General features: G+C 66.7%; 10 protein-coding genes. All 10 read left to right on the forward strand.

Going from position 1 to position 26,074, the window contains the following annotated elements; all coding sequences use genetic code 11:
* Positions 1 to 50 precede the first annotated feature (50 nt).
* On the forward strand, positions 51 to 13,703 hold the full coding sequence (locus O3298_RS27980; RefSeq protein WP_305061086.1) for a filamentous haemagglutinin family protein: 13,653 nt from the start codon (positions 51 to 53) through the stop codon (positions 13,701 to 13,703).
* A 146-nt stretch (positions 13,704 to 13,849) separates the two neighbouring features.
* Positions 13,850 to 15,487: a ShlB/FhaC/HecB family hemolysin secretion/activation protein gene (locus tag O3298_RS27985; RefSeq protein ID WP_305061087.1), complete on the forward strand. Its 1,638-nt coding sequence runs from the start codon at positions 13,850 to 13,852 to the stop codon at positions 15,485 to 15,487.
* Positions 15,488 to 15,543: 56 nt separating this feature from the next.
* A complete protein-coding gene (locus tag O3298_RS27990) occupies positions 15,544 to 17,325 on the forward strand; it encodes a DUF2341 domain-containing protein (RefSeq protein WP_305061088.1) in 1,782 nt (593 codons plus the stop codon).
* Between the two features lie 13 nt (positions 17,326 to 17,338).
* Positions 17,339 to 17,749 carry a biopolymer transporter ExbD gene (locus O3298_RS27995; RefSeq protein WP_034753784.1) on the forward strand — a complete coding sequence of 137 codons (411 nt, stop codon included), beginning with the start codon at positions 17,339 to 17,341 and terminating at the stop codon, positions 17,747 to 17,749.
* Positions 17,750 to 17,759: 10 nt separating this feature from the next.
* Positions 17,760 to 18,476 carry an energy transducer TonB gene (locus O3298_RS28000; RefSeq protein WP_305061089.1) on the forward strand — a complete coding sequence of 239 codons (717 nt, stop codon included), beginning with the start codon at positions 17,760 to 17,762 and terminating at the stop codon, positions 18,474 to 18,476.
* Between the two features lie 37 nt (positions 18,477 to 18,513).
* A complete protein-coding gene (locus O3298_RS28005; protein WP_305061090.1) occupies positions 18,514 to 20,247 on the forward strand; it encodes a putative porin in 1,734 nt (577 codons plus the stop codon).
* Positions 20,248 to 20,253: 6 nt separating this feature from the next.
* Positions 20,254 to 20,952, forward strand: a complete 699-nt coding sequence (locus tag O3298_RS28010) for a hypothetical protein (RefSeq protein WP_305061091.1) — start codon at positions 20,254 to 20,256, stop codon at positions 20,950 to 20,952.
* A 29-nt stretch (positions 20,953 to 20,981) separates the two neighbouring features.
* Positions 20,982 to 21,470 (forward strand): YbjN domain-containing protein, encoded by a 489-nt coding sequence (locus O3298_RS28015; protein WP_070280193.1) that lies wholly within the window; start codon positions 20,982 to 20,984, stop codon positions 21,468 to 21,470.
* A gap of 208 nt (positions 21,471 to 21,678) precedes the next feature.
* Positions 21,679 to 24,783 (forward strand): DEAD/DEAH box helicase, encoded by a 3,105-nt coding sequence (locus tag O3298_RS28020; RefSeq protein ID WP_251351534.1) that lies wholly within the window; start codon positions 21,679 to 21,681, stop codon positions 24,781 to 24,783.
* A 49-nt stretch (positions 24,784 to 24,832) separates the two neighbouring features.
* Entirely contained in the window at positions 24,833 to 25,960 is a 1,128-nt protein-coding gene (locus tag O3298_RS28025; RefSeq protein WP_305061092.1) for a HAMP domain-containing sensor histidine kinase, read from the forward strand.
* Positions 25,961 to 26,074 lie beyond the last annotated feature (114 nt).

The following is a 26,074-nucleotide window of genomic DNA, read 5'->3' on the forward strand; positions in this document are numbered from 1 at the left end:
GCCGCCTCGCGATATCGGTCAGCAACGGAACATGAAAAGGGAATGTCGCCATGCAGCGAAGCAAGTCGGTCACGAAACACGCATCCTCCTCCGCCATGGCGGGCAACCGGACCGGGCGCCCCGTGCGCCTGAAACCGCTGGCGCTGGCCATCGCCGTGCTGCTGCAGGCAGGCGGCGCGCAGGCGCAGCAGCCGTTCAGCGGCGCCTGGTTTGCCGGCAAGGGCGCGCAGCAGGGTACGGCCGCCAGCACGGGACGCTTGCCGAATGGCCAGCCAGCCACGTCGCTGAACAATCCTTTGCTGCAGCAGCAGAAGGCCGAAGGCAAGCTGCAGCAATCGCTGAATAACCTGTTGCTGGCCGCGCGCGGCATCGCCGCCGAGCAGGCGGTGCAGGCGGCCGCGCGCCAGGCGGCGCTGGCGGCGGGCGGCGCTCCCGATGGCCTGGTCAAGGGCGGCTTGCAGATCGACAGCAACAGCCTGACGGCCGGCTGGCTCAATGCCCAGGGACCGGTGCAGAGCCAGGCCGACGGCAAGACCGTCGTGAAGGTCGTGCAGACGGACGACAAGGCGATACTGAACTGGGAAAGTTTTAACGTCGGCAAGAACACCACCTTGCAGTTCGACCAGAAATCGAACTGGTCCGTATTGAACCGGGTCAATGATCCGCTGGCGCGCCCCAGCCAGATCCAGGGCCAGATCAAGGCCGATGGCACGGTGATGATCGTCAACCGCAACGGCATCGTGTTTACGGGCAGCAGCCAGGTCGATACGCGCAATCTGGCGGCCGCCGCCATGGGCATGAGCGACAGCCAGTTCAAGAGCGGCCTGTACGGCAAGGCGCAGGGCACGGGCGCCGTGCCGACCTTTGCGAATGACTTGTTGCTGGACCAGAATACCTTCAAACATGGCAAGGCCGAGGCCGATGTCCTCGTCGCCGCCGGCGCGCGCATCGACACGCGCAAGCCGCAGACGGTGACGGAAGGCGGCGGCTATGTGCTGCTGGCTGGCCGAGGCGTCCACAACGCGGGCGCCATCACCACGCCGAACGGCCAGACCACGCTGGCCGCCGGCGACGCCATCGTCGTGCGCCCGGGCCAGGGCACGGACAAGAACCAGTATTCGAGCACGCGCGGCAATGAAGTCGGGATGCTGCGCGCGGCCGGCAGCGACGCCGGCGCCGTCGTCAACAGCGGCTTGATCCAGTCGGCCGGCGGCGACATCACGCTGAGTGGCAACACGCTGCGCCAGGACGGCGTGCTGCTGTCGAGCACCTCCGTCAACGGACGCGGCGCCATCCACCTGGCGGCGGTGGGCGACGACGCCAAGGTCACCATGGGACGCGGCAGCGTCAGCGCCATTTTTATCGACGATAACGGCGCCACGGCGCTCGATGTGCAGCGCGACACCCTGCTGAAAGACACGGGCAAGGGAACGGACACGCCGCTGGACCGGCGCGACCAGTCGCTGGTGCGCATCGTTTCGGCCGGCAACGTGGAGTTCGAAGGCGATTCGCTGACCCTTGCCACGGGCGGCCAGGTGCTGGTCGACGCGGCCCGCCGCAGCCACGTGGCGCGCGACGCCGCCATCGACGTCTCCGGCGCCGTCGGCGTGAAGGTCGACATGAGCAGCAACAATGTGCTGATCAACGTGCAGGGCAACGAGCAGCGCGACGCTCCCGGCAGCCGCGACGCCAAATACCTGAACAACAGCGATGTGTGGGTCGACCGCCGCGACCTGGTGCTGGTGCCGGCCGGTACGAATGGCTATGCCACGGACCGCTGGTACACGGCCGGCGGCTTGCTGGAAGTGAGCGGCTACCTGAACACCAGCGGCCACGGCATCGGTGAATGGGCGGCCCAGGGCGGCACCGTCGGCTTTGGCGGCGGCGAAGTGGTGACGCAGGCCGGCTCGCGCATCAATATCGCCGGCGGCTCGCTGGACGTGCAGACGGGCATGGTCAAGCAGACGTGGCTGAAGGGCGCCGATGGCGCGATGTACAAGCTCAGCACGGCGCCGGGCGATAATCTGTACACGGGTTTGTACCGCGGCTATGAAAGCACGCATGCGCGCTGGGGCGCGAATACGACGGAAACCTATGCGAATGCCCTGATCGGTCCGCGCGAACGCCTGGAAAACGGCTATACGGTGGGCCGCGATGCGGGCCGCCTGATCGTTTCCACGGGCGCGGCCGTGCTGGAAGGCGATATCGACACGTCCGTGTTCCAGGGCGAGCGCCAGCAGCGCAAGCGCGATGACGGCGTGGATGGCTACAAGCAGGCGCAGACGGCGGCGGCGCGCGCCGGCCAACTGATCGTCGGCAAAATGACACCCGTCTTCGATACCAAGACGGGCCAGATGCGCGACAGCCCGCAAGCCGTGCTGGACAAGGTGCAAATCGGCAAGGTGGCCGGCATCGCCGATGGCCAGCTGCTGGACGCCGCCTTGCCGGCCGCGCGCAGCCAGACCTTGCAGCTCGACGCCGACTGGCTCAACGGGCTGGAATTGGGCGTGCTGAATATCTATGCCTACGACAAGCTCGACGTCAATGCCGACGTGCGCGTGGCCGATGGCGGCGACATCGCCCTGCACGCCACCGACGTGGCGCTGAAAGCGAACGTGAGCGCGCGCGGCGGCAGCATCGCCGCCGGCGACATCGTCTCGCGCTACCTGGCGAATGCGGGCGCGGTATGGGCCGATGGCAAGCTCGTGCCGGACAACCGTCCCACGGGCACGGCCGGCGTGCGCGTGGCGCCCGGCGTGCGCCTCGATGCGCGCGGCCTGTGGAGCAACCTGGAACTCGATCCCGGCGCCGGCGCCGGTTTGCCGTATATCAATGGCGGCAAGGTCAGCCTGAAAAGCTCGGGCGGCATCGACCTGACGGGCGGCAGCGTCATCGACGTCTCGTCCGGCGCGGCCCTGATGGGCAATGGCAGCCTGCAGGGCGGGCGCGGCGGCGACATCACCCTGGCGGTCGATCTGCCGACGGAGAAGGCGCCGACGGGCGCCATGCTCAAGCTCGATGGCGAATTGCGCGGCTATGGCGTGAAAGGCGGCGGACGCCTGGTGATCGACAGCGGCGCGGCCGTCAGCATCGGCGGCCAGCTGCTCGAAGGCGATGTGTTGCCAGGCGGCAGCAGTTCGCCGTTGGCCCTGCGCCTGGCCGATGAATTGCTGATCGCCAAGGGCGAGACGATTCCCCTGGCTTTCACCTTGACCACCAGCGTGATCAAGCCGGGCCAGGCCTTGAGCAAACCCGTGGTGGTGGATGTGTCGGTGCAAAAACCGCTGGTGCTGGGGGCCGACCTGCTGTTGCCGCCTGGCGCGCACGTCGTCATCAACAACGCGACGTATGTATGGGAGGGTTCCATCGTGCCAGCCGGCAGCGTGCTGACGGTCATCAATGGCCTGAATGCCGGCTTCGTGGTGTCGGCGGCGGCCTTTCCGCAGGGCTTGCCTATCGTACCGGTGACGACGAAGTACGCGGCGGGCAGCATCGCCACCGAAGAATTGCGCGCACCGCCTGGTCTGGTGCTGCCGGCCGGCATGGTGCTGGGGCGCGACGCGGCCGTCAAGCCGCTGCTGGCGCTGGACGCGAGCCTGTTCCGGAGCGGTTTTGCCGACTACGCCATCACGGGCCGCGATGGCGTCGTGGTGGTCAAGGATGCACATATTGACGTCACCATGCCCGTGCTGCATTTCAATCCCGCCACGGGCCATACGGTGGCGGGCGGCACCGATCCTGGCGCCGCGCTGGAACTGTGGACGCCGGAGCTGTACCAGGAAGATGCGCGCAAGGCCCGCCTGACGCAGCGCGCCGGCGCCAACCTGTCGCTGACGGCCGGCAGTCCGCACGTGAAGGGCGCCCTGGCGGTGGCCCAGGGCGCCGTCATCAAGGTTGATCCGGGCCGCCAGATCAGCCTGACGGGCAATGACCAGATCACCGTCGATGGGCGGCTCGACGCCTGGGGCGGCAAGATCGCCATCCTGCCAGGCACGTTTGGCACGGGCAATGATGTGGACCTGCCGAACGGCAAGGGACAAGCGACGTCGATCTGGATCGGCGACAAGGCCGTGCTCGATGTCGCTGGCCGCGCCACGGTCGCCACCGACATGCGCGGCGGTCGCTATGGCCGTGCGGACCAGGGCGGCAGCATCGAAATCGGCGCCCGCTACAAGGCTGACGCCGCCAGCGTCGACGCGGCCGATGCCTTTGTCGTCGTGCGTCCTGGCGCCCTGCTCGACGCCAGCGGCGCGCAAGCCGCGCTGGACTTGCCGAGCCAGGGCGCCGTCAACGTGGCTGGCAATGGCGGCTTGATTTCGCTCAGTTCGTACAACGGCATCTTTGCCGACGGCACCCTGCGCGCCGCGGCCGGTGGCGTCGGTGCGGCCGGCGGCACCCTGGCGCTGGCGCTGGACACGCCCAATTATGGCAAGGTCGACCGCTACAACTTGCAAGGCGGCAACGTGGACAACGCGGTGCGCGTGCCGCGCGAAATGCTGCTGGCGCAGGCGCAGGGCGAAAGTGCCTTGCCCGTCGACTTGCGCGCCGGCCAGCAGGATGCGGCGCTGCGCTATGGCAGCGCGCGCCTGGGCGTCGACCGCGTGCAGGCGGGCGGCTTCGACAACCTTGCCCTGCATGTGAATGGCATGCTCAGTTTTGACGGCGACGTCAACCTGTCGCTGGGCCAGAGCCTGCGCCTCAGCGCCACCTCGCTGGGGCTGGCGCAGCAGCCTTTGCCCGATGGCCAGGACAAGGCGACCAGCCTTGCCAGCCAGGTGCGCTTGGCGGCACCGTATGTGCGCCTGGGCACGGCCGTGCGTGCCCAGAAGGACGATTACATCGTGCCCAATGCCGTGAAAGGCTCGAAAAACCTGGGCAGGGGACGGGGCATGCTGGGCGTGCCGCTGGTGGCCGAGGATTCCCTGCTGCAGATCGATGCGGGCATGCTCGATATCGCGGGCGAGGTCAACATGGGTACGCGCGGCACCATCGCGCAGAGCAGCGGCGCAGACCTGGTGGTCGAACGCGATGCCTTCGAGCAGCTGACCCTCAACAGCCGCGGCGACATGCGCCTGTCGAACAGCGCCGCCCTGTACCAGCCGGGCAATGCCACCCTGGTGGCCGCGCAAATCTACCCGGCCACGGGCGACAGCGGCATGGTCACGGTGGGCCAGAAGAGCGCCATCGACGAATACGGCATTATCCGCGTCACGCTCGATCCGCTGCGCACGCTCGATATCGGGCGCAGCGCCGGCAGCGCCACGCCGAACCAGCCGTTCTCCGTGTTTGGCAGCCTGAGCCTGGTTGCCCCCACCATCAACCAGCATGGCGTGCTGCGCGCGCCGCTGGGCCAGATCAATCTGGGCGCCGAAGGCTATGAAGCCTACACGGGCCATGTCAACCTGTTGCCGGGCAGCCTGACGTCCGTCAGCGCGAAAGGCTTGACGATGCCGTACGGCGGCACGCTCGATGGCCTCAGCTACCTGTATGACGGCAACGACGTCGTGTTCAAGGGCGTGGGCAACGGTCCCGAGATCGCCTTGACGGGCGCCGCCGTCGACGTGCAAGCCGGCGCCGTGCTCGACCTGTCGGGCGGCGGCACCTTGACGGGCGCGGCCTTCCTGGCCGGACGCGGCGGCTCCACCGACGCGCGCCTCAATCCGCTGGTGCAGATGAAGCCGAACGGCGGCTTCACCCTGCCCGGCCTGAATACCAACCCCGTGTACGCCATCATTCCCGGCGTACAGCCGGACGTGGCGCCTTTGACGGCCGAGCAAGGCGCGGGCAAGCCCGCCGTGGGACGCCAGATCACCATCGGCGCGGGCGTGCCCGGCCTGGCGGCCGGCACCTACACCTTGCTGCCATCGACTTTCGCCCTGCTGCCCGGTGCATTCCGCGTGGAATTGAATGGCCTGGCCGGCGCCGTCGAGACAGGCGGCACGATCGCCATGCGCAATGGCTCGTTTGCCACCGCGGCGCAGACGGGCGTGGCGGGCACGGCGTTCCGCGACGTGGTGGCGCAGCAAGCCATCCTGACGCCGGCCGACGTGCTGCGCAGCTATTCGCAATACAATGAAACGGGCTATGCCGCCTTTGCCGTGGCGCAGGCCACGCGCGACGGCGTGCCGCGCGCCATGCTCGAACGCGACGCCAAGGGCGTGCGGCTGCAACTGATCGCTCCATCCCTGCACAGCGTCGAGAACAACCATACGCCATTGATGATGGATGGCAGCACCCTGTACGCGCCGGCCGAGGGCGGCTTCGGCGGCTCCCTGCTGCTGGGCACGGGCAACCATGCATCGACCCGCTACGAAGTGCTGGCCGACGGCACGGCGCCGCTGGCCGATTTCAATGGCGTCTCCGTGCACGCGTCGCAGATCAATGCCTTCGGCGCCCAGCGCGTGGGCATCGGCGGCTTGCCGCGCGTGACCTACAGCGAATTTGGCACGGGCAGCAACCAGCGCGCCAATATCGCCGCCATCAACGAATCGGCGGGCGGCATCGTGCTGCGCGACGGCGCCGTGCTGAAGGCGGCCGAAGTGTTCCTGGTGACGGCGAGAAAAGACGACGGCATCATCCTCGAGCAGGGTTCCGGCATCAATACGCTGGGCCGCGGCAAGGCGGCCTGGGACTCGCGCGACGGCTATGTGTACCTGCCCATGGGCAGCGTGCTGGCCGTTTCGAACGGCTGGCTGGACATGCTGCCGGCCGCGGCGCCATCGTCCGAATCGTATGGCCCCGGCATCATCGACATCGGCGCCTGCAGGAAGGCGGACGGCGCCTGTGGCGGCGGCACCTCGCTGTATTCCGAGGGCACCATCGCCGCCGTGACGGAGCGCGCGTTTACCCTGCGCGACAACGTGCGCTACGGCACGCGCAACCTGGTGCTGGCGATGGGGGCGATCAATGTCGGCAGAGAGGCGTCCCTGGCGGACGCCAGCGCCCGCGGCGCCCTGCCGGACGGCCTGGCGCTGAACCAGGGCGTGCTCGACCGCCTGCTGCGCGGCGACACCAGCACGGGTGCACCGGCGCTGGAAAGCCTGGGCTTGACAGCGCGCAACTCCTTCAACTTCTATGATTCGTCGCAGCTGTCGACCATCGATGCGGCCACGGGCAAGTCGTCGCTGTCGCGCCTGGTGCTCAATACGCCCGCCATCTACGGCTATGGCGGCGCGGACGCGCTGGCGCGCATCCACACGGACACCCTCGTGTGGCAGGGCGCGACGAACGCGCCCGGCGCCGTGGTTGCGAATGGCCCCGGTACGGGCAGCGGCCGCCTGCAGGTCGATGCCAAGCGCATCGAGTTCGGCTTCACGCCGGACAGCCGTCCCGACACCATCCACAAGCTGGATCGCCTGGTGCTGGGCTTCGGCCAGGTGGCGCTGAACGCCAGCGAACAGCTGACGGCCAACAACAAGGGCAGCCTGTCCGTCTACCAGTCGCAAAGCGCGTGGGATACGGCCACCAATGGCTACCGCTACAGCGGCGGCGATTTGCTGATCAACACGCCGCTGCTGACGGGCGCGGCCGGCTCCGTCAACCGCATTACGGCGGGCGGCGACCTGAAGGTGAGCGCACCGGCAGGCGCGGCCGCCGCCTCGCCGACGAATGCGGCGCTGGCCGGCGCGCTGGGCGCCGAAGTGGCGCTGAGCGGCAACAATGTCAGCGTGGATACGTCGGTGGTCTTACCAAGCGGAAAATTGACCCTGTCGGCCGAGCGCGATGTGCTGCTGGGCGACAAGGCCAAGCTGGACCTGGCGGGTCGCAAGATCGATTTCTACGACACCAGCAAGTACAGCTGGGGCGGCGACGTGATCCTCGACAGCCGCGAAGGCGACGTGCGCCAGGCGGCCGCCTCCGTGATCGACGTGTCGGCCGTGAACAATCGCGCCGGCAAGCTCAGCGCGACAGCCACCGGTGACGCTGCCGGCAGCGTCGATTTGCGCGGCACCTTGCTGGGCGGCGCCAGCGGCAGCTATGACGCGGGCGGCACCCAGGTAGGCTACGCGGCCGGCGGTGCGGACATCCGCGCCCAGCGGATCGGCGACTTCGCCGGCCTGAACCAGCGTTTGAACACGGGCAAGGTATTCGGCAGCCGCAGCTTCCAGCTCAAGCAGGGTAATTTGGCCATCGGTGACGAGCTCAAGGCGCGCGAAGTGAGCGTCTCCGTCGACGGCGGCAGCCTGACGGTGAACGGCCGCATCGACGCCAGCGGGGAGCAGGTGGGCAGCATCCGCCTGGCCGGCCGCGACGGCGTCACCATCCAGTCCGGTGCCGTGCTCGACGCGCACGGCACGGTGCTGCGCACGGACAGCTATGGCCAGGTGATCGAGGCGCCGAACCGCGCCGTGATCGAACTGGCGTCGCCTGGCGGCCGCCTGACCCTGGAAAACGGCGCGCGCTTCGACCTGCGTAGCGGCGAGGCTGGCAAAGGCGGCGGCAACTACGGCAGCATCGACCTGAATGCGCGCCGCCTCGGTGGCGCCACGGGCAACGATATCGACATCGACGCGGCCGGCGCGCTGAACATCGCCGGCGTGCGCACCGTCAACGTCAACGCCTTCTGGCAATACAAGGATGCCCCGGCCGGCGCCGGCAAGGATGCGGACGGCCGCAGCTACCAGAGCATCAACCAGGCTTACCTGGACGAGAAGCACGGGGACAGCCAGGCCTTCATGGTCAATGCGCTGGCGAACGGCAACTTGATGAACAACAAATTGCGCGGCCTGCGCGGCGATGCGAACGCCTTCCACCTGCGTCTCGGCGTCGAGATCGTCAGCGCCACGCCGGGCGGCGACCTGCATATCGATGGCGACATCGACCTGTCCGGCCACCGCTACGACGGCGTCAATCCGCTGGCGCGCCTGAGCGGCGTGTACGGCTCGGGCGAGGCCGGTGCGCTGGTGCTGCGCGCCGGTGGCAAGCTCAGCGTCTTTGGCAGCATCACGGATGGTTTCGATACCAGCAAGCTGCCCGTCACGGTGGATAACAAGGGCTGGCAGCTGGTGAAGGGCCGGCTGCCGTGGGGCGGCGAGGTCGTCGTGCCGCAAGCGGGCCTGGTGACCCTGGCCGAGGACACGTATTTCAAATCGGGCACGAGCGTCAATTTTGCCGTGCCGATGAAAGCCATGGAGTTGCGCAGCGGCACCTTGCTGGCGGCGCGCGCCACCTTGACGGCGGAGTTGAACTTGCCAGCAGGCAGCGTGCTGGGCGGTGCCGTGCGCAATGCCGACGGCAGCGTGCTGTACGCGGCCGGCACCGTCTTGCCCAAGGCGCTGACCTTATCGAGCGGCATGCAGCTCGATGCCGGCCTGCGCCTGCCTGGCGCGGCCAAGGTGGCGGCCATGGTGTGGCCGGCGAATGTGGCCTTGCCCTTCCCGGAAGGCCAACCGCGCGACACGGGCGATAGCGTCAATGCCATCAATGGCGTGGTGCTGGCCTCCGCGCTGGCGCTGGACAAGGGCAGCGTGCTGCCAGCCGGCACGCTGGTCAAGCTGCCTGGCGACGCGACCATGGTGGCGCTGCGCAGCGAGGATGGCAGCGGCAGCCAGGGCCGCAACCTGGCGCTGGCGCCCATGCTGGCCCAGGGTTCGCAAGCGTGGTCGCTGCGCCTGGTGGGCGGCGCCGATACGGCCGCGGCCGATACGCGCGCGCTGCGGCCGCATGCGAAGGACGCCCATCTGATGCTGGCCGATACGCATTACGGCATGGGGGAAAAGACGTCGGTCAAGCCGGGTACGGGTTTGCCGGGCAAATATATCTTCAGTGAACAAGCCATCAGCGAGGGCATGCCGGAAGGCGAGGTTGATATCGAGACGTGGTTTGGCAGCGAAGAGTTCATGCTGGAGTACTATGCCCATTATGTGATCAAGGTGGCGGACGGCACGCCGCCCGAATATGTGACCAATGTGGAACCGGCGCGCCAGCCCCTGTTCAGTGTGCTGCGCACGGGCACGGGCGACCTCGACTTGCTGGCCGCGGGCGACTTCGACATGCGTTCGCTGTATGGCGTTTACACGGCGGGCACGCAGTCGGCCTCGCCGCTGGTCGATGGCAAGGATCTGTTCAACTTGCCGCGCGGCCTGAACGCCAAGGGCCAGCTGCTCGGCGCCCTGGGCGACAAGCTGACGCGCTTCGTCGATGGCGGCAGCGAGAGCCTGTACCGCGCCTGGTATCCCGAGCACGGCGGCAATCTGCTGCTGCGCGCCCAGGGCGACGTCAAGGGCGATACCCTGGGCACCTCCACGCAACGCCGCGAAGATGCCATCGGCTTCCTCAACGCGCAGCAGGACACCAGCGATATCGGCAGCTGGCTGTGGCGCCAGGGCAGCGGCAGCACGGGCGCGGGCGTGCCGACGGCGTGGTGGGTCAATTTCGGCACCTACGTCGCGCGCCCGGAAGGTCCCGACCTGTTTGCCGGCTTGCCGGTCGTGTCGGGCTTTACGGGCATCGGCACCCTGGGCGGCGGCAATGTGCTGCTGCAGGCGGGCGGCGACGCCGGCATGCTGACCTCGCGTGCCGACCCGGCCGGCGAATTCGCGCCGCGCAGCCAGGGCCTGAACGTGGCCGTGGGCAGCACGGGCAGGGTGACGCCGGACGGCAAGCTGCTGCTGACGGGCGGGGGCGACCTCGACATCCGCATCGGCGGCGGCCTCAATCCGGTCGCCGCGGTGCGCAGTTTCGACCGCAACGGCGACTTCGCGAATGTCGATACGCGCTTCGAGCGCCAGTATCCCACGCTCAACAGTACCTTCACCAACCTGCGTGGCGCGCTGCGCATGGAGGCGGGCGCCGTGGGCGGCGTCGAACTGCGTTTCGACCGCGCCGATCCGACGGAATCGCGGCCGTACGAAACCTACACGGCGGGCACGTCCATCGCCAGCGGCGGGCCTATCCTGGTGCCGGGTGACAGCGGCGTGCGCATCGATGCGCGCGGCGACCTGGTGCTGGGCGGCACGGCCGATGCGGGCCGCGTGAAGCAGCTGGGCAACGGTTCGCCGTTCAACTACCAGGGCGTGGCGCGCACCGGCGAAGGCTGGAGCTGGTTCTCGCTGTGGACGCCGGCCACGGCCATCGACCTGTTCAGCGCGGGCGGCAACTTGACGCCCACCTCGTCCTGGATCAATTCGACGATCGGCGACAACCACGCGCCGACGGACGGGCGCTTCGTCATGCCGTCCGTGCTGCGCGCCGTGGCCGCCAGCGGCAGCTTGTACTACGGCAATGCCAGCCTGGGCAGGCTGGGTGGTGATGGCGGCAAGGTGGACATGCCGCAAAACGGCGTGATCCTGGCGCCGTCGCCGGTGGCGCCGCAATTTGTCAGGACGGGCACGGGCCAGCTGGAAATGCTGGCCGCCGATTCCATCCATGCGGCCGGTTATCCGATCACGCCATCGGGCGCCGACCCGCGCATGCTGCCGAATCCGTTCAATCCGGGCTTCGTCGGCGCCCTGGATAAAGTCTGGTACGGCCTGCTGCCGCTGCATAACGTCAGCGCCGATGCGCTGGCGCCCGGTGCGCTGAAATGGTTCGGCTCGACCCCGAACGGTGCCAGCGATGCCGGGCAACAACTGTATCCGCTGTTCAGCATGACGCCGCCGACGGTGTCCGACTATGTGCCGGCAGGCCAGCTGCCCGCGCATTTCTATGCCAGCAGCGGCGACATCGTCGGCCTGCGCACGGGCGGCATCGTGTACCGGGGCAACCTGAAGGGCGTCAGCGGCGCCCTGGGCCTGTGGTACGAGGGCGGCGGCGCCGTGGCCGTGCGCGCCGGACGCGATATCGTCAACTCGGGCACGCCGCTCGGCAGCGTCGAGGGCGTGCCGGACGGCGCGGCCGGATGGACCAGCCAGGGCTTTGTCGGCCGGCCGGACTATCCGGACAAGCCGGTCGTCACCGGCAGCTCGACGGCGCGCGGCAACCTGTTCGTGCACCGCCATGCCGATGACGTTTCCGTCGTCAGCGCCGGGCGCGATATCCGCTACAGCACCTTCTATGTGGCGGGACCGGGCCAGCTCAATGTGAGCGCCGGACGCGACCTGTATATGGCCGACAAGGGCGAGCTGCGCAGCCTCGGTTCCATCGTGAATGTCGGCGCCGCCGAACGGGGCAATGGCGCCGGCATCAGCGTGGCCGCCGGCGTGGGCCGCAATGGCCCCGACTACGCGGCCTTCGCGGCGCGCTACCTGGACCCGGCCAAGCTGGCCGACCCGGGCCGTCCGCTGGCCGACCAGGCCGGCAGCGCCGTGTACGTCTACGGCGGCAAGCTGACCCTGGCCGACTGGCTGCGCGGCCAGTTCGGCTACAAAGGCGACGAGGCGGGCGCTGCCGCCTTCCTCGGCACGAAACAGGCGGAACTGGAAAAGGCCGGCCAGCAAACGGGCGGCGTGCGGCGCGACCTGGCGCGCGAATACGCGCAGGTCAGCCAGCTGCACCTAGTGAACTGGCTGACGACGCGCTTTGGCGGCGACAGCGGCCTGGGTATCCGCTACGACCCGGCCACCGATGCGCGCAGCTTCTTTGCCGCTTTGCCGAAGGAACAGCAGCAGGTGTACCTGAGCAATGTCTACTTTGCCGAACTGAAGGCGGCCGGGCGCGAGTACAACGATCCGGACGGCGTGCGCCGCGGCAGCTACCTGCGCGGCCGCGAAGCCATCGCCACCCTCTTTCCGACGCAGGACAAGGCGGGCAAGAAGATCGAGTACAAGGGCGACCTGACGATGTTCAGCAGCGCTCTGTACACGGTCAACGACTACGCAGGCATCTATACCAAGCGGCCCGTCGCGGGCGTGCGCTACCTGAGTCCGCAGGAGTGGGCCGAGGCGGGGCGTCCGACCGTCAACGTGCCGCACGTGATCGTCAACGATGCCGGCATCCACACGGATTTCGGCGGCGATATCGGCATCGCGGTGCCGGGCGGGCGCGCGCTGATCGGCGTCGACGGCGGCTATGCGCCGGGCGAAGGCTCGGGCGTGCTGACGCAGGGGGCGGGCGAGATCCAGATGTATGCGAAAGACAGCATCCTGCTGGGCCAGAGCCGCATCTTCACCACATTCGGCGGCAACATCCTGGCCTGGTCGGCCACGGGCGACATCAATGCGGGCCGCGGCACCAAGTCCACCGTCGTCTACACGCCGCAGCGCCGCACCTACGACAGCATCGGCCTCGTCAGCCTGTCGCCGAGCACGCCGACGACGGGCGCCGGCATCGCCACCCTGAACCCGATCCCGGAGGTGCCGCCCGGCGACATCGACCTGATCGCCCCGCTGGGCACCATCGACGCGGGCGAGGCGGGCATCCGCGTCTCGGGCAACGTCAACCTGGCGGCCTTGCAGGTGGTCAACGCGGAAAACATCCAGGTGCAGGGCAAGTCCACGGGCATGCCCGTGATCGCCTCGGTGAACGTGGGGGCGCTCAGCAATGCCAGCGCGGCCGCCACGCAAGCCGTGACGGCGGCGCAGGACGTGCTGCAGCGCGAACGGGCGGCCACGCGCCAGGCGCAGCCGTCGCTGTTCACGGTGAAGGTGTTGGGCTTTGGCAACGAGCAGGCGGACGAAGCCGGTGTTGGCAAGCACACGGGCGGCGAACCGCAGGCGTCCAGCTACCAGCCGGCCGGTGTGGTGCAGGTGCTGGGGGCGGGGCCGTTGACGGCGCCGCAGCTGCAGGCGCTCACGCCGAACGAGCGGCGCGGTTTGCAGCCTTGAGCGGAGTTTTATGAACATTTGATGACATTCGGCAGTCGCCGCGCGCGGCGGCTGTCTAGGCATCAGTAGATCAGCATTAGCAACAAAAATACGCCGGCCCAGCGCCGCAACACAGGGCAACCGTTTGATTTTAAGGTGAATGGAAGATGCGTGAAATGACAACCAAGGGCAGGGGCGTGCCGCCAGCGGCGCCTGCAACCGCCTTGACGATGCTGTGCCTGGCCATGCTGGCGCTGCCCGGCATGGCGCGCGCGCAGGACGCGGTCCCGGCGGCCGCTCCTGTGGCCGCGCCGGAACGGCAGGTGACGATCGAGGAATACCTGGTGCGCGGCAATACCGTGCTCGATGCGCGTGCCATCGAAGAGGCGGTGACGCCCTTCCTGGGGCCGGGCCGCACCCTGAAGGACGTGGAAGGGGCGCGCGACGCCCTCGTTGCGGCATATCAAGCCCGCGGCTACCAGTCCGTCTACGTGGACTTGCCGGAGCAGCAGGTGGAGCAGGGCGTGGTGGTGCTGCAGGTGAGCGAAACGAAGGTGGGACGCTTGCGCGTCGTCGGCGCGCAATACAACTCGCCGCTCGACGTGCGCCAGCAAGTGCCGGCCTTGACGGAAGGCAAGGTGCCCGACTTTACGCAGGCGCAAGTGGAGCTGACGGCCCTGAACCGCGGTCCCAAGCGCCAGGTGATGCCGCTGGTCAAGCAGGGCAGCCTGCCCGGCACCATGGACGTGGACTTGAAGGTCGAGGACAGCAGTCCGTGGCGCGCCAGCATCGGCTTGAACAACGATTACAGCGCCGATACCAAGAAGTTGCGCAGCAGCATGTCGGTCGGTCACGACAATCTGTGGCAGATGGGACATAGCGCCACCATCAGCTTTTTCGGCACGCCGGGCGACCTGAACCAGACCAAGGTGTGGTCCGCCTCGTACGTGGCGCCGATCGGCACGCAGGGCTGGAGCGTGGAAGCGACCGGCTACCAGTCGAACAGCAACGTGGCCAGCACGGGCGGCACCAGCGTGCTGGGCAAGGGCCACGCGCTGGGCATGAAAGTCAACTACACGGTGCCCAACAGCGGCATCTGGTGGCACAGCTTTTCTGCCGGCATCGATTTCAAGGATAACCAGGAAGCCTTGAAACTCAATGGCACGGGCAGCAATATTCCGCTCAAGTACGTGCCCCTGAGCGTGTCGTATAACGGCTTTGCGCAGACGGATGCGGCGACTTACGGCCTGGGCCTGTCGCTGGTGGCCGGCACGCGCGCCGCGTTCGGCTACGGCAGCGACAGCGCCGCCTACGACAACAAGCGCTACAAGGCGTCTCCCAGCTTCCTCGTGCTGAAGGGCGACGCCAACGCCACTTACACCCTGGGCAGCGGCGCGCAGCTGCACGGGCGCATGTCGGGCCAGCTGGCTGACGCGGCGCTCGTGTCGGGCGAGCAGATGGCCGCCGGCGGCGCCAATTCCGTGCGCGGCTACCTGTCGGCCGAAGCGACGGGCGACTATGGCGTTTCCGGCACCGTCGAATGGCGCACGCCCCAGCTGACGTATTTCAGCCACCTGGAAAACTGGCGCCTGTTTGCCTTTGCCGATGGCGCGCGCCTGCGTCTGCGCGATCCGATGATCGAGCAGAAAGACCTGTTCGGCCTGGCCTCCGTGGGCGTGGGCAGCAGCTTCCAGTTCCTGCGCTACCTGAATGGCCGCATCGATTTCGCTTACCCGCTGCGCGATGGCCCGCGCACGCACAAACACGTGCGCCGCATCAATTTCAACCTGTCGGCCAGCTACTGACGGGCCAGCTCACCAGCACTGCACTTTTTTAGACTTTTCTTCGGAGAATCACTGTCATGCAACGTTTTCTTTTCTTGCTCACGATCCTGGGCACGCTCGTTCCCGGCCTGGCGCATGCCTGGTGGCAGCCCGACTGGGCTTACCGCAAACCCGTCACCGTCGACGCCGGCCCGAAGGCGGGCGCCGTGGGCGGCGATCCCGGCCGCATTCCCGTGCTGCTGCGCTTGCATTCTGGTAACTTCAACTTCGAAGGCGTCAGCGACAACGGCGCCGACCTGCGCTTCGTGGCGGGCGACGACAAGACGGTGCTGAACCACCAGATCGAGCAGTTCAACCCGCTCTTGGGCATCGCCCTGATCTGGGTCGACGTACCGGCCCTGACGGCCGGCACGCCGCAGCAGCTGTGGATGTACTACGGCAATCCGAAGGCGCCCGCTTCCGGCAACGGCCAGCGCACCTTCGACCCCGATTACAGCCTCGTGTACCACTTCACCGAGCCTGGCGTGCCTTCGCGCGACAGCACCGCCTACGGCAACCATGCCCAGACAGCCGTGCCGGCGCTGGACGGTTCCGTCATCGGCGCCGGCGCCCGCCTGGGTACGGCACCGCTGATGCTGCCTGCCTCGCCTTCGCTGGCGCTGGCCGCCGGCGCGCCCTTCACCTTTTCCGCCTGGGTGCGTCCCGATAACCTGGGCCCGCAGCAAGTACTGTATGCGCGCCGCGACGGCGCCAACGAATTGCTGATCGGCGTCGACCAGGGCGTGCCTTTCGTGCAGGTGAATGGCCAGCGCAGCAAGCCCGGCCAACCGATCCAGGCCGCGCAATGGTCGCACCTGGCTGTGAAAGCCGATAAAGCCAACGTGGCCCTGTACGTGGGCGGCCGTCCGGCCGTGTCGCTTGCCACCGCGCTGCCAGCCTTCACCAGCGCCGCGTCGGTGGGCGCCGATGCGGCGCCGGTCGCTTCCGGCGCCGCCACCCTGAACAACTTCACGGGCGCCATCGACGAGCTGCGCCTGTCGCGCACGGCCCGTCCCGACGCCCTGCTGCTGGCCGACGCCGTCTCGCAAGGTTCCGAATCGCGCCTGGCCGTGTTTGGCGCCGACGAACAGCAGGCCGGCAAGAGCCATTTCGGCTTCATCATCGCCGCCATGCCGCTCGACGCGTGGATCGTCGTCGGCGTGCTGGGCCTGATGATGGTCTTGTCGTGGATCATCATGATCGGCAAGGGCCGTAGCTATGGCGCCATCTCGCGCGCCAATGCGCAATTCATGCAGTCGTTCCACGAAGCGGCCGGCGCGCCGCTGGACCACCTGGCGCGCAACGGCAAGCTGAGCACTTCCGTGAAGACGGATTCCTCGCTGTGGCGCCTGTATGACGTGGCCATCGACGAGATGCGCCGCCGCCACGACCGCGGCTACGACTTGAACGCCGTGTCCAACGCGACGATCGGCGCCATCCGCGCCGCCATGGATGGCGTGATGGTGCGTGAAAGCGAGCGCATGTCGAAACGCATGATCTGGCTCTCGACCACCATCGAAGGCGCGCCGTACGTCGGTCTGTTCGGCACCGTGATCGGCATCATGCTGGTGTTCGTCGTGGCGGCCATGGCCGGCGCCGTGGACATCAACTCGGTGGCGCCAGGCATGGCGGCGGCGCTGCTGTGTACGGCTGCAGGCCTGGGCGTGGCGATTCCCGCCCTGTTCGGCTACAACTGGCTGTCGTCGCGTTCGGATGCCATCGTCGCCGATATGGCTGTCTTCGTCGACGAATTCGCCACGCGTCTGGCTGAAGAGCAGGGCGACGGACGCCAGATGCGTCCCGTGCTGCAACAGGCGTGAGGGGCGCATAACCATGGCCACCTCCGCCAAGTTTACCCCCCGCAAGCGTAGCGGCGGCATCAACATCACGCCCTTCGTCGACGTGCTGCTGGTGGTGCTGGTGATCTTCATCCTGACCAGCAATGCCAGCATTCCCGGCATCAAGGTCGACCTGCCCAAGGCCAGTTCGGCCATGGCGCTGGAAAAACCGAAGACCAAGGCCATCACCATCGACAACGCGGGCCAGGTCTTCCTCGACGCCTATCCCGTCACCTTGCCCGAGCTGGAAGAGCGCTTGCGCACGGAAAAGGCCCTGACGCCCGACTTCCCCGTGATCGTGCGCGGTGATGCCGCCGTGCAATACGCGAAAGTGGTCGAAGTGCTGGACTTGCTGCGCCGCATAGACCTGAACCAGGTGGGCCTGGTGACCGGCAAGCCGGCATGAGGAGCGCAAGGTGAAGCGTGACGACATGATGAAGATGGCCGCCTTGGAACCGTCGGGCGCGGCGCAGTGGTGGCGCCGCTGGGGCGGCGTGGCCGGCGGCGCGCTGCTGGCCGGTGCGCTGGCCGCGCTGGTCTGGTATTTGCTGTCGGACACGGCCGCGACCAAGCGCGAAGTGGCGGCCCCGCCGATGCTGATGCTGCCCCCTCCGCCGCCACCGCCGCCGGAACCGGAAAAACTGCCGGAACCGACGCCCGACAAGGTGGTGCCGGAAGTGTCGGAGCCGGAACCGACGCCGGCCGACAAGCCCATGGATGACGCGCCGGAAAGCCCGTCGCCGGACAAGGGCGACCCTGTCACCATCGACGGCGCGGCGCAGGCCGGCAGCGATGCCTTCGGCATCCAGGCCGGGCGCGGCGGCGGCATGACGGGCGGCGGCGGTGGCGGTGGCCTCGGCGCTGGATCGTATGGCCGCTATGTGGCCAACGCGCTGCAGCTGGCCTTTGCCCGCGATCCGCGCACGCGCCAGCTGGCGTTTGCCGACATCCGCGTCGACCTGTGGCTCGATACGGAAGGCAGGACGACGAAAGTGCAGCTGGTGCAAGGCACGGGCAATGCGCAGACGGACGAGCAAGTGCTGGCCATGGTGCGCGACTTCCGCGCCGACGAGCGGCCGCCGGCGTCCCTGCGTTTCCCGGCACGTGTGTCGATCAAGGGCCGCCGGCCATAGCGCCCCCAATTCATATTAATTTTTTTCGAGAGAAACAATGAATTCCTTATTTTCTTCCCCACAGCGCCTGCGCCGCCTTCCGCTGGCGCTCGCTGCCCTGGCCCTGAGCGTGGCAGCAGGCGCCGTGCAAGCGCAAGCACCGGCCGACAGCACCATGGTCAAACTGATCCGCGGCCTGATCCAGAGCGGCGCCCTCAACAAGGATGCCGGCGAAGCGCTGCTGGCGCAGGCGCAAAGCGAAGCGCTGGCCGCCGCGCAAGCCCGTCCGGCGGCAGCGCCGGCGGCCCTGGCGCAGGTGCAGCCGGGCGACGTGCGCGTGCCGTATATTTCGCAAACCGTGCGCGAGCAGATCCGCGACGAAATCAAGGGACAAGTGTTGGCCGAGGCGAAGGCGGGCGGCTGGGCGGCGCCGAATGAGACGCCGGCCTGGACCAAGCGCATCCGCGTCGAAGGCGACGTGCGCGCGCGCTACGAATCGCGCTATTACGACATGGCCAACAGCAATATCGAGATCGACTGGCGCTCGCTCAACAGCGGCAGCGGCTACGACGTCAATTCGAACACCAACCTGGCCTTGCCGGCGTTGCTGAACACGCGCGAAGACCGCAAGCACTTGCTGCGCGCGCGCGCCCGCCTGGGCATCCTGGCCGACATTTCCGACAGCACGCAGGCAGGCATCCGCCTGGCCAGCGGCAATGACGACAGCCCGGTATCCACCACGCAAACCCTGGGCGGCGGCCTGGGCAAGAAAAACATCTGGCTGGACCAGGCCTGGCTGTCCTACCAGCCCGCTTCCTGGCTGAAACTGACGGCGGGCCGCTTCGACAATCCGTTTGTTTCCAGTGATGAATTGTTTTCCAGCGAACTCAATTTCGACGGCATCGCCGCCAAGGTGCAGCAACCGGTGGGCGACAGCAAGGACGTCACCGTGTTCGGTACCCTGGGCCTGATTCCGCTCGAATATTCGTCCGACAATGCGCCTAGCCGCAGCCAGGCAAAAATGTCCAGTGAAAACAAATGGCTGCTGGGCGCGCAAGTGGGCGCGTCGTGGAAGATCAATAGCGACCACCAATTGCGTGGCGCGCTGGCCTACTACAATTTCCGCAACATCAGCGGCGAGTATTCGCAGCCGTGTGCGCTGTATGCGGGCGCCGATGGCTGCAACACGGACTGGTCGCGTCCGTCGAGCATGCAAAAGGGCAACAGTTTGATGCTGTTGCGCAATATCGCCCTGAATCCGCTGGACCCGGCGAACACGCCGCAGCCGCAATTCGTGGGCCTGGCGTCGAAATTCCGCCTGGCCAACCTGAATGCGCGCTGGGATAGCAAGGTGGCCGGCGGCACGGACTTGCGCATCGAAGGCGATTATGTGCGCAACATGGCCTACGACAAGAACGAAATGTGGGCGCGCGCCAAGGGCGGCATCATGAACAATTTCGGCGGCACGGGCGGCGTGTCGCAAGCCGATTTCCGGAGCGGCGGCAATGCCTACATGCTGCAGGCGACCCTGGGCAAGGCCAGCCCGGCGGCGCGCGGCGACTGGAACGTTTTGCTGGGCTACAAGCGCATCGAACCGGATGCCTTGCCTGACGCTTACAACGATTCCACCTTCCACCTGGGCGGCACGAATGCGCGCGGTTACTACCTGGGCGGCGCGTATGCGCTCGATAAGAATACCTGGCTGAACGGCCGCTGGACGTCGAGTCGCGAAGTGTTCGGTTCGGCACTGTCGATCGACACCCTGCAAATCGAATTGAACGCGCGTTTTTAAGGAGCCATGATGTTGATATCCAACAAAGTGCGCGTGCCTTTACTGTTGCTGAGCTTGCTGGCCGCCGGCACGGCCCAGGCGCAGGGACAGAAGGGCCAGAGCATGGAAGAGCGCCTGCGCGCCGAGTTGCGCAATGTCACGGCGCAACTGCAGCAGACGCGCGGCGAGCTGGAATTGCTGAAAGCCAAGGGCGTACCTGCCGCCAAGGCGGCGCCCGTCGCCGCGCCTGCCAGCGATGGCTTGAAAAAGGAACTGGCGCGCAGCCAGTCGCAACTGGCGCAGGAGCGCGCGCAACGGGAAAAACTGGGCGAGCAGCAACAGCGCAGCGCCGCCGCCGCGCAAGAGGCAAGCGCCAGCCTGGCGCAGTACCGCCAGGCCAGCGAACAGCTGGCCGCCACGGGCAAGCAGCTGGAAGCGGAGCGTGTGCGCCTCGACGGCGAAGTGGCGTCCCAGCGCGGCGCCCTGGCGCGCTGCGAAAGCAAGAATGCCCAGCTGTATGCGGCCGGACAGGAAATCCTGCAAGCGTATGAAGGGCTCGACGTGCTGGACGTCATGAAGGCGCGCCAGCCGTTCGCCGCGCAAAGCAGGGTGAAACTCGAACAGATTGCCCAGCAGTACGGCGACCAGCTGTACCAGGGCCGCTTTGATGCGCGTCAAACCGAAGCGGCAGCAACGCCGGCCGCCCCCGCACCGGCCCCCCAATAATTTTACTTTTCGAAATGAATGGAATGACGATGGAAAACACGAATAGCTTGCTGACCACCCTGAATGCGGAACAAACGGCCGAGGCCATCAAGGCAGCCGGTTGCGCCGTCACCAGCATCGAACACGACGGTGTCGTGCGCCTGCACAGCGCCAGCCATGGCATCGGCTTTCAAGTGCTGTGGGGCAATGAAGCATCGCCTGGCCAGTATGCGGATCTGACCCTGAGCTGCCCGCTGCGCGTGCAGGGCGGCGACTTGCCGGCCGGCTTGCTGGCCGAATGGCACCGCAGCAAGCGTTTTGCCCGCGTGGCCCAGCATGGCGATTTCGTCGTGCTGGAAATGGATGTGCTGGTCGCCGGCGGCGTCAGCCGCGAGTACCTGAATATCAATCTGCAACTGTGGACGCAGATGATGGGTCAGTTCTTCTTGTTTTTGCGCAACTTTACGCCGGCCGATACGAGCACCGCTCCGCTCGTCGAAGCCGTCAACGTGGCAGAAGAAGAAACTGTGCCGGCCTGATAAGCGGGTCAACGGCGGCAAAAAAGGCCCGTGACGGGCCTTTTTTGCCGTCTGCGGGTCCCAAGTGTCGTATTAAATACTTATTTTTTAGGCATCGCGCATTAAAACTGCTCAAAGAGCGTGTGTGAATCAAGCCAGCAACGGCTGTATGGCGGATAATATTGCCTGTTGCCGATTTGGATACGACCTTTACACAAAAATGCGCCCCATGGATTTTACCCGCGACGAAACCAGTGAAACCCCAGTTGCCCCGGCCAGCGCGCCGGGAGCGCCTTTGCCGTATGCCGTCGCCACCTGGCTGCAGCGGGTGGAGGCAGCCGCCCATCCGAAAGCCGTGCTGAGCATTGCCGAACCGGACCCCAAACTCAACCAGCATCGATTGATCTACGTGCTGGCGCCCACCAGCGGTGGCCGCCACGTGGCCCTGTGCCTGTACAAGGCGCGGCTGCGGCCGAATGGCGACGTGGCGGCGGCTTCTCCCATCAGCGAAATCTTTTCCCTGCTGTCGGCGCCCCCCACGTTTTTGACGCCAGCCGACGAAGACCTCGTGCGTTTCTTCGTGGCCATGCGCAGCGGGCAGAATTCGCAGACGGGCAGCGCCACGGAGCCGAAGGGCAAGGTGGGTGCGGCCCTGCTGAAAATGCTGGCCGAGCAGGATAAATTGTTGTGGGCTAATTCCTGGGCCGATGTCGGCAATGGCCTCGTGTACCCGTTGAAGGAAGGTCCCGTGCGTCCCGCGCGCCTGTTCTGGCGCGACGAAGGCAAGACCATGCGCCTGGGCTGGCAAGTGGACCCGCCGGAAGGCGCGAAGCACCATGGCGCCGACCAGATCGACTACATGCTGCCCACGGATCCGCCGTGGTACATCGACAACCTGTCGTGCGGCGTGCTGGAACTGAACCAGGGCGGCTCCGACATTTCCCTGGCCGACTTGCAGGCGCTGGTGGCGCAGGCGCCGCCCCTGAACGCGAACGACAAGGTGCGCGTGTCGCAATTGCTGCTGGCGCAGGGCTTGCAGCATTTGATGCCGCTGCCGCAACCGTTGCCGCAGCGCTTGCGCAAGGATGTGCCGGCGCAACCGGTCTTGCTGCTCGATAGCGCCATGCTGGCCGATGGCGGCGCGCAGCGCTGGAGCGACTTCGCCGTGCTGTCCTATGACTACGATGGCGAAAGAGTCTCGTTCGACCCGTCGCAGCGCGTGGTGCGGCAAGTGGGCGATGTGACGGAAATTATCCAGAGAAACACGGTCGATGAAGCGCGCGCGCTGGCGACGTTGGCCGAGCTGCAATTCAAGAAGCCGGGCTCCGCCCCCTTGAGCGGCTTGAAGGGCGCCTTGCAACTGCCTTCCCAGGCGGAATGGCTGCGTTTTGCCGAGTCCGGCATTGACGCCTTGCTGGCGCAGGGCTGGATCGTGGAAAAGACGGCCAAGTACCGCTACGACGTGAGCGACGTGGGCGACTGGTACGCGGAAATCGACGACCAGGACCCGGACAGCGGCAACGCCTGGTTCGAGCTGGAACTGGGCATTGTCGTCAACCATGAGCGCGTGCCGCTGCTGCCCGTGCTGGTGCAACTGATCCGCAATGCGCCCAACGATTTCAACCCGAAAGTCATCGAGGCGCATGCGGACGATGACCAGATGCTGGCGACCTTGTCGGACGGCACCCGTGTGGCCCTGCCGTGGGGCAGGGTGCGCCCCATCCTGAACACGCTGGGGGAACTGTATTTCAGCGACAAGATCAAACATGCGGTGCGCATGTCGACCCTGGACGCGGCGCGCCTGGAAGAGCTGGCGCGCGGCCTGGACATGCAGTGGACGGGCGGCGAGCAGCTGCGCGCCATGGGCCGCAAGCTGAGCCAGTTCGGCGCCGTGCAAAAAGTGGCGGCACCAGCCGGCCTGCAGGCGACCCTGCGCGATTACCAGGCCGATGGCCTGGCGTGGATGCAATTCCTGCGCGACCACGACCTGGCCGGCATCCTGGCCGATGACATGGGCTTAGGTAAAACCGTGCAAACCCTGGCGCATATCCTGGTGGAAAAGGAGGCGGGCCGTTTGACGCATCCGGCGCTGGTGATTGCACCGACGAGTTTGATGGGCAACTGGCAGGACGAGGCGGCAAAATTTGCGCCCGGCCTGAAGGTATTGCTGCTGCAAGGCAAGGACCGCGCCCAGCAGTTCGACCAGATCGACCAATGCGACCTGGTGCTGACTACCTACGCCCTGTTGCCGCGCGATGAGGAAACCTTGCGCGAGCACGATTTCCATCTCGTCATCCTCGACGAATCGCACTACATCAAGAATACGCGCAGCAAGGCGGCGCAAAGCGCGGGCCTGCTGCGCGCGCGCCACCGCCTGTGCCTGTCCGGCACGCCGCTGGAAAATCACCTGGGCGAGCTGTGGTCGCAATTCCACTTCTTGCTGCCGGGTTTGCTGGGCGACGAAAAGACGTTCAACACCCAGTTCCGCCATCCGATCGAGCGCCAGGATGATCCGCTGCGCCGCATGCTCTTGAATCGCCGCATCAAGCCTTTCCTGCTGCGCCGCACGAAGGACAATGTGGCCAAGGAATTGCCGCCGAAAACGGAAATGGTGCGCAAGGTGGAATTGACGGGGCCGCAGCGGGACCTGTATGAAACCGTGCGTCTTGCGATGGATCAAAAAGTACGCGAAGAAATCGACAAGAAGGGCGTGGCGCGCAGCCAGATCGTCATCCTCGAAGCGCTGCTGAAACTGCGGCAAGTGTGCTGCGACCCCCGCCTCGTGAAATCCTTGCCAGCGAAGAAGCAGTCGGCCGGTTCGGCCAAGCTGCTCGACTTGATGCAGATGGTGGAAGACTTGCTCGACGAAGGGCGCAAGATTCTCGTCTTCTCGCAATTTACCAGCATGCTGGAATTGATCGAGGAAGAACTGGAATCGCGCGACATCCCCTACGCCTTGCTGACGGGTGAAACGAAGGACCGGGGCGCGCAAGTGGCGGCCTTCCAGCAGGGCGCCGTACCGATCTTCCTGATCAGCCTGAAGGCGGGCGGCGTGGGCCTGAACCTGACGGCGGCCGACACGGTCATCCACTACGACCCGTGGTGGAATCCGGCGGCGGAAAACCAGGCCACGGACCGCGCCTGGCGCATCGGCCAGGACAAGCCCGTATTCGTCTACAAATTGATCGCCAAGGGCACGCTGGAAGAAAAAATCCAGCTGCTGCAGCAAAAGAAATCGGAGCTGGCGCAATCGATCCTGGCCGAAGGCGAATCGCAAAAGATGGCCCTCACACAGGAAGACTTGCAGCAGATTTTCGCCCCGCTGGAGGATTAACGTTGCCGCACGCTTATACTTGGCGATTCTTTCTTGCCAGGTATAACGCATGCTGCCCTTTCTCCTTCTGCTGCTTGCCGGCGTCATCCTCATGGCGCTGCGCTTCGTCCAGTTGCGTCGCGCCTTGCTGCGTGCGCGGGCGGGCGAAGCGCAATTCCGCCTGCTGGCCGAACACGGCCGCGACGCGGCCTTCCTGCTCGACGCCGCTACCCTCGAATTGATCTATATCAGCCCCGCCGCGCAGCGCCTGACGGGCCACGACTTACCTGCCTTGCGCGCGCATGCGGCGCAGCTGGCGGCGGACGTGCCGGCCCGGCTGCAGCGCTGGCGCGACGGCGACGCCAGCCGTTTGACCCTGTTGCGCGAAGTGGACTTGCCGCACGCCGACGGTCACCAACTGGCCCTGGAAATCCATTCCACCATCGTGCCCGCGGCGGCAGGGCGGGGCGTGACCCTGGCGGGTACCTTGCGCGACGTCAGCGCCGCGCAGGCGCAGGAAGCCGAGCGGGAAAAGGAGCAGAAGCGCTTCGCCTCGATGCTGTCGCATGAATTCCGCACGCCGCTGGCCACCATCGACGGCGCCATCCAGCGTCTCGTCTCGACGTCCACCGAGGCGGACGAGGCCACGCGCAAGCGCTACGTGAAAATCCAGACGGCCGTCGACCGTTTGTTGGGCATGATCGACGACTATTTGTCGCCCGAACGCATGGCGGCCATCGGCCGCGAGCGGGCCGCCGACGGCATCGCGCCGCTGGCCTTGCTGCAGCAGGCGGCCGCCACCGTGCCTGTCAGCCACCGCGTGCAGCTGGAACTCGACGAAGACTTGCCGGCCAGGCTGCGCTGCGACGTGCCCGGCATGGCCCTGTGCCTGAAAATCCTGTTGGACAACGCCGTCAAGTTCAGCCCGCCGGGCAGCGCCATCACCTTGTCGGCCAGGCTGGTGCCCGAGGGCGGCGTGGCGCTGTGCGTGCGCGATGCGGGGCCCGGCTTGCGGGAAGACGAACTGGCGCAATTGTTCGCAAAAGGTTTCCGTGGAATTAATGCCACGCATCCGGGCGCGGGCCTGGGCCTGTACATGGCGCGCGCCGTGGTGGACGTGCATGGCGGGAGTTTGCAGGGGCATAATCTGCCCGAAGGCGGGGCACTTTTCCGCATTTGGCTGCCGCTTCCTGTCTAGACAAGGAAAAGCCTTGCTTCCGCTGAAGGCAACCGTGATAATTCCTTGACGTAAACCTATTGTGCCGTCCATCATGGTGTAGAAGTGCATGGCATGGTTTGCCCTCGGTGTGCT

The sequence above is a fragment of the Janthinobacterium sp. SUN137 genome (assembly GCF_030587265.1).
In the GTDB taxonomy this organism is placed as follows: Bacteria; Pseudomonadota; Gammaproteobacteria; order Burkholderiales; family Burkholderiaceae_D; genus Janthinobacterium; species Janthinobacterium kumbetense.

Bases quoted from the DNA above. Each gene is read 5' to 3' on its own strand.
- O3298_RS27990 (WP_305061088.1), top strand. From the start codon at position 15,544: ATGCAACGTTTTCTTTTCTTGCTCACGATCCTGGGCACGCTCGTTCCC.
- O3298_RS27980 (WP_305061086.1), top strand. From the start codon at position 51: ATGCAGCGAAGCAAGTCGGTCACGAAACACGCATCCTCCTCCGCCATG.
- O3298_RS28010 (WP_305061091.1), top strand. From the start codon at position 20,254: ATGATGTTGATATCCAACAAAGTGCGCGTGCCTTTACTGTTGCTGAGC.
- O3298_RS28005 (WP_305061090.1), top strand. From the start codon at position 18,514: ATGAATTCCTTATTTTCTTCCCCACAGCGCCTGCGCCGCCTTCCGCTG.
- O3298_RS27985 (WP_305061087.1), top strand. From the start codon at position 13,850: ATGCGTGAAATGACAACCAAGGGCAGGGGCGTGCCGCCAGCGGCGCCT.
- O3298_RS28015 (WP_070280193.1), top strand. From the start codon at position 20,982: ATGGAAAACACGAATAGCTTGCTGACCACCCTGAATGCGGAACAAACG.
- O3298_RS28025 (WP_305061092.1), top strand. From the start codon at position 24,833: ATGCTGCCCTTTCTCCTTCTGCTGCTTGCCGGCGTCATCCTCATGGCG.
- O3298_RS27995 (WP_034753784.1), top strand. From the start codon at position 17,339: ATGGCCACCTCCGCCAAGTTTACCCCCCGCAAGCGTAGCGGCGGCATC.
- O3298_RS28020 (WP_251351534.1), top strand. From the start codon at position 21,679: ATGGATTTTACCCGCGACGAAACCAGTGAAACCCCAGTTGCCCCGGCC.